At 51.1% G+C, this 15,403-nt stretch carries 9 protein-coding genes; 4 read left to right on the top strand and 5 right to left on the bottom strand.

Annotation, left to right across the window (positions count from 1 at the left end):
- Positions 1 to 45: 45 nt before the first annotated feature.
- The 3 genes from VE954_RS38365 to VE954_RS38375 all read right to left on the bottom strand — a co-directional run bounded on the left by VE954_RS38365 (position 46) and on the right by VE954_RS38375 (position 7,652).
- The gene (locus VE954_RS38365) at positions 46 to 2,715 is read right to left on the bottom strand and encodes a heparinase II/III domain-containing protein (RefSeq protein ID WP_324963148.1); all 2,670 of its coding nucleotides are present in this window, start codon (positions 2,713 to 2,715) and stop codon (positions 46 to 48) included.
- A gap of 339 nt (positions 2,716 to 3,054) precedes the next feature.
- A complete protein-coding gene (locus VE954_RS38370; protein WP_324963150.1) occupies positions 3,055 to 5,874 on the bottom strand; it encodes an ATP-binding protein in 2,820 nt (939 codons plus the stop codon).
- Between the two features lie 812 nt (positions 5,875 to 6,686).
- Entirely contained in the window at positions 6,687 to 7,652 is a 966-nt protein-coding gene (locus tag VE954_RS38375) for a hypothetical protein (protein ID WP_324963152.1), read from the bottom strand.
- A 151-nt stretch (positions 7,653 to 7,803) separates the two neighbouring features.
- Between VE954_RS38375 and VE954_RS38380 the strand changes: the two genes are divergently transcribed.
- Positions 7,804 to 8,460, top strand: a complete 657-nt coding sequence (locus VE954_RS38380; protein WP_324963154.1) for a prepilin-type N-terminal cleavage/methylation domain-containing protein — start codon at positions 7,804 to 7,806, stop codon at positions 8,458 to 8,460.
- Positions 8,447 to 9,112 (top strand): prepilin-type N-terminal cleavage/methylation domain-containing protein, encoded by a 666-nt coding sequence (locus VE954_RS38385; protein WP_324963156.1) that lies wholly within the window; start codon positions 8,447 to 8,449, stop codon positions 9,110 to 9,112. Before VE954_RS38380 ends, VE954_RS38385 begins: the two co-directional genes overlap by 14 nt.
- A gap of 68 nt (positions 9,113 to 9,180) precedes the next feature.
- On the opposite strand, the gene VE954_RS38390 is transcribed toward VE954_RS38385, so the two are convergent.
- Positions 9,181 to 10,584 (bottom strand): hypothetical protein, encoded by a 1,404-nt coding sequence (locus tag VE954_RS38390; protein WP_324963158.1) that lies wholly within the window; start codon positions 10,582 to 10,584, stop codon positions 9,181 to 9,183.
- A 496-nt stretch (positions 10,585 to 11,080) separates the two neighbouring features.
- Between VE954_RS38390 and VE954_RS38395 the strand changes: the two genes are divergently transcribed.
- Both VE954_RS38395 and VE954_RS38400 read left to right on the top strand, forming a co-directional pair.
- Complete coding sequence (locus tag VE954_RS38395) at positions 11,081 to 12,469, top strand: S8 family peptidase (protein WP_324963160.1); 1,389 nt, start codon at positions 11,081 to 11,083, stop codon at positions 12,467 to 12,469.
- Complete coding sequence (locus VE954_RS38400) at positions 12,466 to 13,650, top strand: hypothetical protein (protein ID WP_324963162.1); 1,185 nt, start codon at positions 12,466 to 12,468, stop codon at positions 13,648 to 13,650. Before VE954_RS38395 ends, VE954_RS38400 begins: the two co-directional genes overlap by 4 nt.
- Before the next feature lie 144 nt (positions 13,651 to 13,794).
- Here the strand turns inward: VE954_RS38400 and VE954_RS38405 are convergent, their stop codons facing one another.
- Positions 13,795 to 14,841 (bottom strand): S1 family peptidase, encoded by a 1,047-nt coding sequence (locus VE954_RS38405; protein WP_324963164.1) that lies wholly within the window; start codon positions 14,839 to 14,841, stop codon positions 13,795 to 13,797.
- Positions 14,842 to 15,403 lie beyond the last annotated feature (562 nt).

A 15,403-nucleotide genomic window follows, 5' to 3' on the forward strand; every position in this document is an offset into this window, starting at 1 on the left:
CGCAAGATTGACGCTAGCGCGGGGGCAACCCGCGCCCGTTTTGGTTTACCAATCTTTCAACTCGGCTACTGTTGGAATGATTGCAGGTTGGCTTTCCCCGTTGTTAAGAGGAGTGAGCAGAACGGTAATCGTTCCACCAGAGAATCCTTCCAGATGAATAGCGAGCTTCTTGAAGCCACGATTGGAGTCTCCTTGCGGGGTGCCGGGTTCCACGCCGTCTGGCGCATCCTCTTCGGTCCATTTGGGGATCTCGGGTGATGACGGTAGTGATTTGGCGTCTTTCGGCTCTGAAAACCGAGCCGTCGAGGGTGACAGGATACGTGCTACAAGAGTTTTATTGCCGTTCTTCAATTCAGCCGTTGTTCCCGATCCCTTGACAGTGATTGTGGTTGACCGGTCAGTATGCATAAACCACCAAATGTCTGAGGATTGTGAGGCTACAATCTCATCCTGAATAACCAGGGACTGACTGTCTTTAAGGAGCTTAAGTCCGCGGCGAACAGATGAAGTTTTCGAGGGCTTATAGGCATCGGTTAAGTTTAGAATGGCAAATGCCTCTGTCGTGCTGGACTGAAACTTTTCAATGCCTGCACTGGCATTGGGATCTTGATCTGGATTTTGAGATGGATTGATGACAAGAGTGTTTTGACCTTCAGCACGAGTGCGGTAGTATTTCCAACGTCCTCCTTTCATGTCGAAATATTGAGTGGTTTTTTCGTAAGGTTCGGCTCCAAGGTCGAATGCCCAGCGTACGCCCTTTGCATCGTATACAAAACTTCCTAAATCAAGGTGACTGTGCCCAGCCTTGTTGTCTCCACCCTTAACCCCTACGTAGGCATCGTCATTGGATGTTCCAGTTCTCAAAATGGCAATGTCGGCTTTTCTGAATTTTTGGTCGAGACTTCCTTTGAGGACTGCATTGGCATACTCTGGATTAAACCAGAGCATTCCGTATACGCTCGCATGGTTTTTTGCAAATGCAGCGTACTCGGGTCGACCGTACTTCTGAGCCAGGAAATGCATTTCCTGGGCAGGGTCCACTCTCCAGTCGTTGCCAAAGTCAGCATAATTAAATACCTTTGAATTAGGCGCATACATGGCCATAGGGAATCTTCCCGCTTCCGACAAACCAGCTGCTTTGCCAAGCCCAAAATCAGTCCCTAGAGCGCTTTCAAGTGCTGACGTGTATGCGGCCAAATATTTAGTTGCATAGCCCCAATATCCGATTCCTTCCGGATAAGCTCCATCTGGTCCGTATTGAAGGAAGGAACCAGACTCTTTGACTGAAGTTAAGGCCTTATGAAGGATATCTTTTGAAATCTCGGGTTCAACATCTGCGATGGCCAGCGCGCCTAATGCTAATCCTGAATTGCAGACCACATTCCAGTTGTGGTGGGCGTTGGTCCAGAAAGTTTTGTTTTCATATTCCAATTTTCCCTTCGCCAACCCTTTTTTCTTGATTCCAGCTACAACAAGGTCGCGATCAGAAACGCTCATGGCATCATACAGCCAGTCATAGCCAAGTGCCAAAGCATGGGTCATCTCCGCGGTATCCAGGAAGTGCTTTTCGTGCCAATCTCCCCACGCGTCATCAGCCACCGCTGTCATTTCCAAAATCGCTCGATCCGCGTATTTCTGATCACCAGTCACCCGATAAGCCATGGCTAAAATCTCAACTCGGCGAAGAACTTCACGGCTGGTGTGCAGCAACCTTGCGGGCTTTCCTTCTGTTAGAATTCTTGTACAGGGAAGGGTGGTTAAGAGTTGATCCGCAGATTTCCGACCAGAGGCTTCGATATCACAGCGTTCACGCGGACCTGGATTCCGAGCGGCGCTCGTGCTTCCCGTTCCCTTGATCACTGCGAAGAATCGCTGATAGTCCGCATCGGTCGATATTTTCCGTTTCAGATGCGTGAAATCCAAAGCTGATCCTACCAACCGCGGGTGGGTGCGGCTTAGGGTCTTGAACAAATCAGCTGCAGCGGGAATGGTCGCTGCGTATTCTGGATGGATTTCAAAAGGAGACAGATGGCTCCCCGAGATCGGGCGTTCGATTTGGCCGTCTGGCATTTTCCAGCCAACTGCCACTCCATCGTTTCCGGTTCCGTCCTTATTGAGAACTTCAAAGTAATAGCGCTTCCCAGCTTCGAGGCGAACCTCTGCCGACGTCTGACCTGGATACTTTTCCCATTCGGCGAGACCGGTCCATTGAGCATCGGAGATGCCAGCCAAAGGCTGATTCGAAAGCTGATCGGGCTTTTCCGTCGTGCTGAGGAAGAATTGCGACTGGTTGTCGCCAGTGATGTAGAAAACATAACCACCCGACTTGGTGACGTGAAGGTAGCCGCGGATACGCTTTCCGTGGTTATCGCCGAGGTTTGCCGGGGTTTCCAATCTGTTCAGGAACATCCGGGAAGAAGGACGGTGGGGGAAATCTTTCGAGCTTTTCAAAGCTGCGATATCATTTCCTGGAATTCCATCCCACTGCTCCATCATAACGCGCCCAGCACCGTTATTTTCCGAATTCGTCGCATCTGTCAGAAAGGGGTCATTGCCTCCTGGGGTGAGAACGGTCCCAGTGCCTGCATTCTGATCAGATGAATTCTGCCCAAATAGCGAATTCTCGGATTCAGTTCGATGCCTATGCGATTTTTGAAGATCCTTGGAGCAAGACAGCAGAAGAGATAAGAGTGGGATGGTCAGCAGGATTTTCATGAAATGTCCTTCCCAAAAAGAGATGCCGCAGCCTTCTTATAGCTTTGGTTAAGCCACAAGACTGGTTTTCAATTTCGCTTCCCAGGTTGTATTGAGGTCAAAAGAAATTTGATCCGGTGTAACAGTAAAGTGCTCACTGTGCAAAAGATGAATTCCGATTCGTTGAACATTTTCTATATCAATAGCAATAACGGTTCAAGCGTAAAAGCCGCGAATTATGGGGCGCGGACTTCTCCGAAGGGCATACGCTGGTGTGAAACTGAATGACTCCGTGCAAAGCGCTTCGCATCCGTTGCAGATGCAAGAGTCGAGGTTATTCCATAAAGAGTGAGCTACGACTCAAGCTGCAGCAAGCAGGCTTTGTATGATAACGCGTTTGGCAGGCAGCTTTATGGTCAAGATACTTCCCTGATCTGGTGCGTTTTCCATAGCGACTTCGCCACCCCAAGCGAGCGCGAGGCTGCGGATGGCACTCAAACCGACGCCACGTCCGCTGGTTTCCGTGGTGGAGGTAGCCGTCGAAAGGCCGTCATGGAAAAGCAGCTGGCTCGGCTCACCCCTATCCGAAGCAGGTAATCCCAGTTCTTTCGCCCTGGCCTGGAGGCGTTTCCAATCAATGCCTGCCCCATTGTCTTGCAAAGTAATCACAACCGTATCACCAATTTTTACGGAACTGACTTGAATGAATGCAGGGACCGACCTGCCAGGGCGGATAAAACCATGATCGAGGGCATTGGTCAGAGCATGAAGAAGCATCTCGTGCACGGCCTCAAGCGCTTCAGGTTTCAAACTCCGTACACTATCGTGAACCGTCAATCTCTCAGGCTGCAGGCCTTCAGCTTGAAGACGGCTGAAAAACTCGGACGTGTAAAGCGCGGCATAGTCGAAGAGAGTTTGCGGATGCGACTCGTCCGTGCGAGCCACAAGGTTTCCCAGCAAGCTTTCATAATCATGAAGGGCAGCCTGCAGCTCGGACCAGCATTGGATCGCGTCTTCGCTATTTTTGATCTGCCCTCGGACCGGGTCCAGGCATGATTCCAGCTTATGGAGAGATGTTGCCAACTCCTTGAGGCCTAGAGTACGCGCGGCACCTTTCCAACCGTGCAGCTTTTGAAAGGCCGGTGCAATCCTGTTCGTCTGAAAGAGCCAAGCCTCAATTTCTACCCAGCCTTCTCGGATTTTGTCGATCAGCCGCCTATTGGAAGCGATATCGTGGGCGAGAACTTCCTGCAGTTTCACCTGCAGGCGTCGAACCTTTTCGTTCTCTTCCTTCAACGCGCTTTCGGTCGCTCGCTGACTGGTAATATCTCGTATTGAAAGAAGAAAACTGTGAATGAGGTGAGTGTCACCCGTTAAAGCCTGCCAATGCAGTTGGAGTATGCTCGTGCCAATGTAGATTTCCACGGGAAGGTGACTCGCATTCATCTCCCAGCTGATTTCATCCTGACCCACGCAGGCCTCAAGGGCCGCGGTCATCATGATGCTTTCAACCGACTTGGCCTCTTTAAAAAGCTGCTGGATGGAAACTCCAACCAGAGACGTGCCGAAGCCGGAAAAGATCTGGTCCAGGTAGGGTGAGTAGCCCTGCAGGATTTTCAGTTGGCCGTCGAGAGTCAGGATCCCCTCATCGATGTTATCCAGGACCTCCTTCATGCGCTTGCGGCTGACCCGGAGGGCTCGCGCTTGACGCTTGACCACCAGCAGAACAGCAAGAACAACGAGCATTAGGGAAACCGCGACGATGGAAACGAGCCTGAACTTCTTGAGCAGTGAAACCTGCTGGGCTAGCCCGGCATTGCGCTCGGTTTCAAACTGGAGCCCCAGCTGCACCGCAGCCCGGTTATATTCCTTTTTCTCTTTTTCCAGAGCGACTTCCTTGTAGCCTTCCATATATTTCTGAAGGTAGTGCAGGGCCTGGGTCTTATCCCCAAGACCTAGATAGGATCGGTACTGGATCTCATTTAAGGTGTTCTGATGTTTTTTATCAGCTTCAGCTTTTTGATTGCGACCGAGGGCGACATGCTTCAAAGCTTCCGTATAGTGGCCTGTTTGGAGCTCGGTTTCGGCAAGCTGCCTCTGTAGGGCCGCAGTCCAACCCTGGTGTTTCAGTTCTTCAAAAATGGCCAAGGACTGCCGGCCGAATGTCCGGGCTTCGTCCGTTTTCTTCTCCCGGAGCTTTAAGACGCTCAGTCCATAGAAACTCATGGCCCTATATTCCTGAGAATTGACCTCTGTAGCCAGTTGGAGGGCCTCTCGAAAATATTTTTCCGAGCTGACGCCCCCCTGCTCCGTTTCCGCATCGAAGACGGTGAGGCCCAGGTTGTATAGGTTCAAAGCTCGTGCGAAGCGAATCTGGTGACGATCATAGGTCTCTTCCACCCTTTGATGGACGCCAATGGCAGCATCCAGCTGCCCTTGATAACGGAGCGCCAGAGCCAGGATATTGGTCACGAGATCAAAGGTGATAAGTGAAGGGTGAGCGTTTCGATCCAGAAGCTTTTGAGCCTCGCTGAGAATGGCCATGCTCGAATCAAGTCTTTTGTAGTTCACCATGTAACCAGCGTAACCGGCGAGCACATAGGCGAGCGCTTGATCATGGTCCAGAGCACGAGCTTCGGTTGCCAGATTTGCGTAAGCTTTTGTGGTTTGATCGTAGGTGTTTTCGCCAGCGTCTGCCATGCGAATGAGGCTTGAACGGATTTCTGCCCACTCGACATAAAGCCCTAGTTTCAAAGCCTGGTCGGCGGCCTCATGAGCCGTTTCTATCGGAATAAAATCATCGTAGCCATTGACCCAGCCATAGATCCAAACAGCTCGAACCCATGCTGTTGGCTCGTTGTCCCGATTGATCTGATGATAATGCTGCTTGATCCAGCTTGGGAACTGGAAGGGATCATCGAGCATCTGACGTTCCAGAGGCTCGACGGTATTCAGATCGATGCTAGCGCCCCAAATCGATGAAGCGGGCGTCAGCCATAGCAAAAAGAGCCAAACCATGCGTCGGCTCAATTTCTTCACGGCCACAGCCACGTGCTGCTGCGAGGAGAAAGGCGCGGAAGAGGCTCCGAGCGACCCTCGGGCTCCGATCTCATCAACGGGCACGCCCTTGGAAATGGCATTCATCGCCTCTTTATGCCCGAACACAACGTGGGTTTTCATCACTTCAAACTCATCCGGAGTGAACATTCCAGCCTAGTTGAGGATCGCCTTGGGAACAGAGCTCTACGTCAATTCTAAAATTTTAGCAGTATCCTCTCGAGATTTCAAACAATTCCCTCGCTTTATAAACGCATGGGCTCCTGCGTTTTTACGTGTATGGAGATTATCGGTGAGTGACTTGGACAATGATCTATAACGCAAAATGGCGATACCATCGCTGCGGATTTTTGCAGCTATTTCATCCGTGACCTTCGAAAAATTGACGATGATCCCAATCCCTCAATTACGACCTAACATGTGACGTCCTTGCAGCGCCGTAAGCAAAATAGGATTTGGTTGCTACCCAGAATTTCCGTGCGGAGAGGCGTCGTCACGCAGCCAGGATCGGAAATTGTTAGTCACTGTGCAAAAGGCATGATTCACGATGACGAACGGCGTCGAATGGTTTCGTCATGCAGATGCAACCGCTCCGTCCCGAAAATTTAACCTTCGAGGACTGACTCGACAACGACGGCGTCTCCCGAGTTGCACGGTGATTTGCCGGAAAATCACCATGGATTATGATTGTACTTTGCATCACGGTGAAGTGCCTAGTACCTGGATGATTTTGTCTCAAATTATGGGGTTGGAGGGTTGGGTCGCAATCAAGGACTTAGCGAACTTCCCAATTACGTGGCTGGCTAGTGGGGAAGTGGGTTCGCCTTATTCCGAACGATAAGAGAGGTGAGCGACCCTTCAGGGCCGACTCACCTCGATTTCATCTCTAACGGCAGTTTCTTACGCTGGTATGCGGCAAAAAGTTGCAGAAATTATTAGTAGCGCCCGGCTGACACCGAAATGCTCGAAGAGCTTCCGTTGGGAGTCGTACTCGTATTGACATTCACCTCGGAGTGACTGGCACCCGATACATGGGCATTCGCGGACGCCGTATTTCCGCCGCTTTGTGACATCGCACAGGCAGACGATGAATTGCTGGTTGTATGAGCACTGGCGGCCGTATTCTCACCCTGAGCCGTGGAGTTCGCCGTGTTCGAACCTGTCTGACTGCTTGCTGCTGAGTTGCCTGGCGACATGGCCCCCGCTCCACAAGGACCGCCACCAGCAGAGGGTGATTGGCTTGCGATATCGGTAGCCGTTGTCGCCGGCGTCCCCGAGTTACCTGGGTTGGCTGGCGAGCCTTGGTTGGTAGGGGAACCTTGGTTGGAAGGGGAACCTTGGTTGGAAGGGGAGGTGGTGTTAGCGCCAGGAGAAGGTGCCGGATTTGGCGAGGGATTCAAAGCCAGTAGATCATAACGAGCCCGGGTTCGGTGTGTCTTGCTCACGCCGTCGTTGGTTATTGTGGTCTCGGCCACGGCAATCGCCGCCGTAGAATCAAGCGCTGGATCTCTTTCAATTTTCTCCAAAGCCACGCGGGTGATGAGCTGAGGCCCCGCCGACAGGGAGTTGCTCATCCATTGTGCAGAGCGAGGATCAGGGGTTTTAATCACAAGCTTCCCTTGCTCGATTTGAATATTACTGCCTGCACCAGCCGCAAACACGTTATTTTGAATGTTCACACCCGGCTGCCCATTGGAATTCTTTTGCAAAAGGTTCTTCGTTCGGGAAAGCGCGGCTTCATTAGCCTGTTTCGCCATCGAACTCATCGTCGAGCCAAGAACTTCCGAGCGCAGGTTCTGAGTTTTCTTTTGGTCGTGGGTCACGTAAAGTCCAAGTACACCCACGAAAGCAAACATACCCAACAGACTTGCATTTCCCCGTTCACAATTTAGTTTTAGCATATTGATCCTCCTTGAAAACGTTTCGGTTGAATCCGTCAGTAAGTTAAAGACGGCGATGGTATTGAGCGCCGTGAAAGATTCTGAACGTCATGGTTTCAAGCGAGGGTTCATTTCAACCGATAGCCAAGCATAACTCCAACATGGTGAATCTATGAACGGTGATCATGAAAACGGATTCTCGCTCGTTTCTGTCCTCGTGGCTTTGGCATTGCTCTCTCTCATAGCGCTTACGGCAAACCAGGCATTTTTGAATTCCAGGAAGGCGCGTTCAACTCTTTCGGCAAAGCTCAACTTTGAGGAGGTCGACCAGGCTGTTTTAAAGATCCTGAAAAACATGGCCAAAGCTTCACCCGCGTCGTGCTACACCGGGTCGTACTTGGCCAATAAACTATCCGCGTATTCCTTCATCAACATGAGTCATCAACTCTCTGCCGATCTCTCTGAAGCGCAGCGTGCGGCACTCCAATCCCCACAGCATGCGTTTGCAAATGAAGCCGTGGAGCGCTGCAAACTCCCACGCTATATCAATGATCCGACGAGCAGGTCGGACGGCACGCTGTATTTCTGCTTTCGGTTCAATCGGGATTCCCAGCACAAATCCTCGAGCATCAGCGGCTCACCCCATGCGTTCGCTGAAGTGAAGGTGCAGTTGGTCGATGCTCATAACGGTAATCCTATTTCATGCGATGATTTCCGAACATTGAAGCATGGATCCATGCAGGTGTTTTATACCGCCTATTGGTCCAAAGGAACATCGTCAGCCTTGCAATACACACGGAGGAACAGTTTCTTTCATGTCACCAAATAATCAAAATCAGAGCGGTATGAGCTTGATTGAACTGATGGTCGGTGGTGCGGTGTTTTCCCTGATGATCAGCATCGGCAGCAACTGGATACTGGGTTTGCAGAAAACGGCCCGATATGATCAGAACCGCATAAGCAGCCATAAGATGGTAGGAAATCTTTTTAATCTCATAAGACGAGATGCAGCGGTGCAGATGGATGGTGGCCTGACACCGCTCCTAAGTCCGCCAGGATTGGATATCCTGCGTCTCCCTCAAACCGCCAATGATGCAAAGCTGCATTATCAGGCCAGGTATCAGACCAGCTGTCAGCCCTTTCCGACCAAGGAGCAGGAGTTTTTGGGCAAGGTATACTCCGATAGCAACCGCAGCCGGATTTATCAGAACCCGAACAGTTGTCTGATGGCCATGAATTGCCCGGCCGGGACCTGGCCGGAGGTGTCGATTGTTGTCACGGGGACTGGCTCCGCATCGTATTCTCCGAGTGTATATCCGGGAATGGCCATCTGTTCATACCTGGTCAATGATCAGGTTAGAGTTATGATCGAAGCGGTTTATGCGTCTGGAAAAAGCGAAACCTTGGAAGCTGAGGTCCACCAAAAGGTATTCCTGCTGCCAAGGCGATCGACGGATGAGTTGATGTTGCTGCCGAATTAATCCGTGACACATAAGGAGAGGCGAGCTGCGAAGGCGCCACCCCCGAGGGGTGGCCGCTTTTCTTGTCTTTAGCGCGCACTATAGAGCGGCAGGGTACGGAACCAGACGTCTATAACTGAGAACGTTTTCTCTTTCCCTGTCGTCCCGTCTTTCGTCGCAAACTCGCTGCGCTCTCGCAGAAGATTGCCATACTGGTCTTTCTGCTCGGTCAACAGGTAATTCACCTGAATCCAGCTGATCGCTGCCTGGGATAAGGAGCGGAGTTCTGTATCATTTGACTTTCCGTCGCCGTTCTTATCCAGCCAGACTTTGAGCTCGGCAAAGACAGGATCCTTGGCGTTGATCAGGCCATCCTGGTTGCCATCGTACTTGCGAAGAGCCTCAAATCCATTTTTGCTGGTCTTCATATCAGGACCAATCGTGCTGCTGCCGAAAAGCTCGTGGATATCGTCGATCGATCCATTTTTGTTGCGATCCAAAACCAGGAAAGCCGCATTGGATCCCAAAGGCCACGATATCTGCTGGCGAGAACCGTAACCGAGGAGGTCAAACCTGGGTCCGTCCAGAGGTGCCGAAAGATGGATTCCACTGCCAGTAAGGTCCAGCACCAGCGGTGAGTTCACCTCATCGCACTGATGAGTCGACCCAGCTCCAGTTCGTGGATAAAGCACGCCAAAGGCGGAATGAGCGACGATCTTTTTGTCCTCGATTTCAACCAATGCAGCGACGCCGACAGTCCCTTTCGGTGATTGTTCCAATTCTTCCCAGTCGCCCAAAATTTCTTCCAGCCAATTTGCGTTGAGTGTGCAGCTATCTCTAAGAGCAACGTCGCACAGCTGAAACACATAAGGGCCAGTCGGAAGGGTGTTAAGAACCTCACCCAGCACCTTGCCATTGATCATGCTGAGATTAACGACATCGTCTCGCAGGACCTTGGCCATATCGATATTGGTCTCAAGAACCTTGTTGTAATGCGTGCCCAAAGGAAACGCCTTCAGAACAACTTCCTGCGTCTGCAGTATGTTGGTACCGGCATTGGCGCTGCCGTTTCGTGAGCAGAAGCTCACGGTTTTCATGGTCTCGCCGGCAAGGATCACGTCTTCAACGATAACCTCTTTGTTAGCTGCGCCATCACCTGTATCAGAGTTGTTTTTCGTAGGGCCGGAAACAGCAGAATCCTGGGTATTGGACCCTCTCGCCGCGCCTGCATCGGCGGAGTCAACCGCAGATCTATCATTTGTCAGGCTGTTCAGCGCATCGACCGCATCGGGACTCAGATAGCATTCGGAGATGTAGAAGGATGAACACCCGGCTAGACCTGTTTCCACGACAGAGGTCCGGGTAACGAGCGAATTGAAGTTCTGACTGCTGTATGATTTGCCAAAGAACGAATTGCCACTGCAGGAAGCCATAAGGGATGCGAAGGAAACAATCCTGAGGATTTGACTCATGGATCCGGACATCAGCCTCATGGGTACCTCCGTTTAAAGTAAAATGTTCCCCCGCTTCTCACTGGCGCAATCGGTTCACAGGACTCTCGACAACGTCAGGCGCCGCACTCGGCTTTGCGTCAGACATATCCAATACAGAAATGGGTACGTTTATATCGGAGAGTTTTGGGGAAAACTTGACAACCAGCGAAATAATCAGTGCAGCAGGGCGTTTAGCTTAAAGCTTTTTCCATCAACATAATTGCCATAGGGATCAGAACCGAAGGTCTGGAATCTGCCTGTTCCATCAATCACTTCTGAACCTCGCCGGTCTAAACGAATATGGCGCACTGAAACCATGCCGACTACTTTTTTTTATCAGCAGAGTCCACAGTGGTTTTAATCCTGAAGATCCTCATTCCTCTCTCATCGTTCTGCCCTTAGAAAATCGATAGACTTAGCCCTGATCAAGGATTTGGCGGTGAACGCGTGACGCGACAGCTAGCAGAAGTGGGCTAAACCTCGGATGAGAGAGAAAATGCGAGAGAAGTATCGAATCATTAAGACATTACTTTTGGTTGCGCAGCTCACAGCATGCGGTTCTTCTGATTTCGACGCGGCACCACAGCGGACGCCTGAAAAATCCAGCGAAGAACTAAGGGCGATGCTCGCGACAGCGTCGCAGAATTATCCCCTGGAGATCGGACTCCTTGAACAGAATCCCCAGCTGGCGTGGATCGAGCGCGTAGAACTCAGTTCGGCTTTGGCGTTCCTGGCCAGCAAGGTTGAGGCTCAGCCTGTGATTGCTGTGCTGGATTCGGGGATTGATTATCTCCATCCCGCCTTCGAGGAGCGCATCGTCGACACGTCCGTATTTCAAACGCGCTGCGAGTCCGATCAGTTTGGCTGTGATACGTCCGATTATCAGTATCCTCAAGAGAAATGGGGGCAAGGACAAATCGTTCCGCTTGGAACCCAAGGGCCCGGCACGGCCTGTGGCACCAGCGGCGGAATCGAGATCGGCAATTGTCAACATGGGACCCATGTCGCCGGGATCATCGCTGGTTATCAACCAGAGTCGAGCATTTTCGGTGTGTGCCCGACCTGCAAAATCCTGCCCATCAAGGTTACGAACCGTGAAGGCTCCATCACAGACGATGCGATCTACGCAGCCTTTGAATATATTGCAGAACTCAAACAGCAAGGCCTGCCCGTTCGTTTGATAAACATCTCCTTTGGGAAGTATCAGAGCTCTGACAGGGTCAATCGAGCTCTGAAGCAGCTCGGTGAATTTGATGACGATATCCTTGTGATATCGGCTGCTGGAAATGAAAACTCATCGCAGGCCACCTTTCCAGCATCTCTGCCAAACGTCATCTCGGTTGCCAACGTCAATAGCTCGAATCTGAAAAAAGATGGTCGCTCCAATTATGGTTCCGCTGTTGATATTGCGGCACCGGTCGGGAGCTGCGATGCCTTAGTCCATGGCTACGGCATCATTTCGGCTGTTCCCGGTGGTAGCAGCCAATGTCTCAACGGAACCTCGATGTCTGCTCCTCTGGTAACAGGAGTCGCGGGCCTGATGCTGTCCGTGCAACCTGGTCTAAAGGCTGTGGATCTTAAGCGTCTTATTCTGGCAACCGCCGATTCCCGCGCCCTTTATGCGGCGAACCCTGAATACATCCATGAGCGCGCTGGGAAAATGCATCCCCTCCTCGGCACGGGCCTCTTGAATGCAAACAACGCCGTGCAACAGAAGCCAGCGAGCACTTTGCCTGCCGAACCGAAGAAGCGAGTCAAGGCCAGCTGTGGGACTTTAGGGGCTGCCGGCAGCCGTTCTTTCAGCTCCATGCTGCTTTTCTTTCCTCTCCTTCTTTTTATTGGGAAATTTCTAATCAGGCGTAAAAGCATGTGGGGCAAATCATGAGAACGTCCAGGATCACATTGTTGATAGGATTGGGATTGAGTTCGAGCTATCGGGTCGCGCTTGCGCAAATGCCTTTAGAAAAAGCTTCAGAAAGCCCCAGTACTCAATGGTATATACACAGCGGTCTGATGAGTGATGCAAAAACGAGTTCGGCCCCGGATGATACAGCGAACGGTTTACAGCTCACGACGCAGAAGTTCGAGGAGACCATGGCGCGACTCCAGCTTGGTCTGCTGCACGAATTGAAGCCCTGGAAAGGCCTCGATGTCCAGGGGCGACTGGAATACGTTGGCAATGCGAATATTCAAAGGAACGCATGGGAAACATTTTCTCGAGAGACGAGCTACGATAATTTTCCTCTTGCGCCGCACAGGGCGTGGCATACCTTCCGGGGGCGTGTGCTGACGCAGTATCATCTCACGGAAGCTGTGCGGTTGGGTGTCGATACGAGTTATGACCAGACGATCCGCGGTTCCTCACTCTTCAGAGAAGACAGCGATCTTGAAACCAGCCCTCTCAAAACCGGGCTCAGCTATTATATGATGCCCTACACCGATGCGGTCATCACTCAGGCTGATCGGATCAGAGTCTATAGCATCTTCTACAAGAACATTGACTCTATCTCGGACTTGAACAGTTACAAATCATATGCGCCTGGCAAGCCCAGCTTGGGAGTGAAGTACCTGCGGACCTTTACAGAACAGGGTTTTGAGCTGGCGGCGCATGCTTTCCGCTATGAAATTTTATTTAATGATGAGAGTAGCGATTTTGTGAGAACGGGATCAAGCCTGAAGCTGGATTGGCAACCTTTCTCCAATGGCCTGTCATTCGGTCTCTACGGAGCCTTTTGGTCCGATGATTTTGTGCTGCCAAGCGCGAAGATCGGGGACTGCCGGGCTGGAGTTATAGAAGATAGCTCGGATGCGGACGTGAAACTTTGTTCCCGACTCGATAACCGATATAGCTTTGGCGCCTCGACTCATTACAAATGGTCCGAACGCTCGAGCTTTTCGTTCCGCTTTGTCACGGCAAGAAATCGCAATAATGATATCCAAGGGTTTGACTTCGACCAGAATACCTATACGCTGATGTACACATTTGCGGCAAAGGGCTTTAATCATCGAATTCTCGAAGAGCGGGCTGTGGAGCTTGAGGGGATGCTGCTGCGAGATGCTCGCTAAGCAGCGTCTTTGTCACGATTTATTCCTGGCAGCTTTTTTTAATGCTGTAATTTAGGATATCACCGAGGCGACTATCGCTGGCGAACTCGTCTTGGAAGGTCAATACATGCGTTTGATCCACCGCGGACTCCTTGACAAGGAAAGTCAGATCATACGATACGGAAGAGCCGTCCTGGAATTTACGTACAGGTGTGACTGTGAACTGACAGTTCCGTACCACACGACCTGTGATGTTTTGCTGAGCACATTGTTTTGCTCTACGAGGTGACCGATGACCCCAAATCGAATGGGTGTTTGCGAATTATTCAAGTCCTCTGGTGCAGGCGTAGGCACGGGCTCGGTGCTGCCGGAACCTAAAGGATCCTCGCGACCAGAAAGCTGGCGCGCCATATTAATGATTGTACTCAAGTTTTGGATGACGCTCGTATAATCGTTGCCGCCGACACATTCTCTCCGAAAGTTCATAGTCGCGGTGGCAGCAATCCCCGCTGAGTACCATTCGCCGTTCTTCTGCACATAAAGAGGTCCACCGGAGTCACCACTGCAGGCGGCCTTGCTACCACTCTTAATGACCAGAGTGCCCTCAGGTGATTGGCCCACATAATTGCTTTCCACCGTCCGCAAGGTGCCGAAAGCATCCTCGTTGTCAGTGCCGTAGCCGGCTTGACGAACACCGTCTCCGGCAGTCAATGGTAAGCTGGGTGGGAGGAGCTTCACAGGTGCATACCCGGCAGGAATATCTTTGGCGAGCTTCAGCATGGCCACATCATTATGAGAACCTGTATAGGATTCATTGACCGTGGCGCCTGCGATGTTGATGATCTTGCGATCACTGCCATCGAAATCAATGCCGAAGAGCACATATCCACCCTGCACGGTCTGCGGGTAACAGTGGGCAGCCGTCAATATCAAATCCCGGGCGATAATGGTTCCTGTACACCCGTTCAGGCCGACTGTAGACACCTTTTCGGGACCGGCATCCTGAGACGTGACCAGGCGTCCGCCGACAATATCAAGGTCGCTTTTTTGGGTTCTTTTACCGCAGGCACTCATCACATGGATGCAGGCCACGCTGCTCAGCAGGATAGGCAGCGCTTTCGATTTCTTCACGATCATGAATTCTTTACCTTTCAACTCAGTTACGACAACTTCATCAACAACACTCACTCGATCAGCTCTACAGACTTTCATGAGCTTCGCTTTGATTTAGGTTGTGATCGAATGGGTCGTGGCTCAAATCGAGATCCGTTGTGAACTTTTCATAGACTGAAGTGATTTTTGCAGCATCCATCGTCAGCAACGATACCAGTGAGAACGGCGTGTCAGTGGGAAGACTGCAGATGGCCGGAACACAAATTTGGAACGACGCCACTAACATAACGTAATTTCAGAAGAAATAGCTCCTGACTATCAACCTGTGATGACTGCAATGAATTTTGTGTCCACGATTGGCTGTAAAATAATGTGATTACAGGAAAATATGGTAAATGGAGGCTCTACAATAGCGGTATAAGGCCTGATAGATCACTCGGGATGCGCTTCACAATTTTACTCTGTGCTTCACATCATTTTTTCGAATTTTTTAATGAATTCCAGATCTAGCCTGCCGCCACCTCAACCCACAATCCGGCTGCCGGGAATTTTTGTGGTGGCACCAATCTTGTATTCGGCCATTAACGTTTGGGATCTAGTTCAATCTATACAGGGGAAAGACGATGCGTCGATGGCTGGTTGTGACTTTATTGAGCGCGAT

This window comes from Oligoflexus sp. (assembly GCF_035638955.1).
In the GTDB taxonomy this organism is placed as follows: Bacteria; Bdellovibrionota_B; Oligoflexia; order Oligoflexales; family Oligoflexaceae; genus Oligoflexus.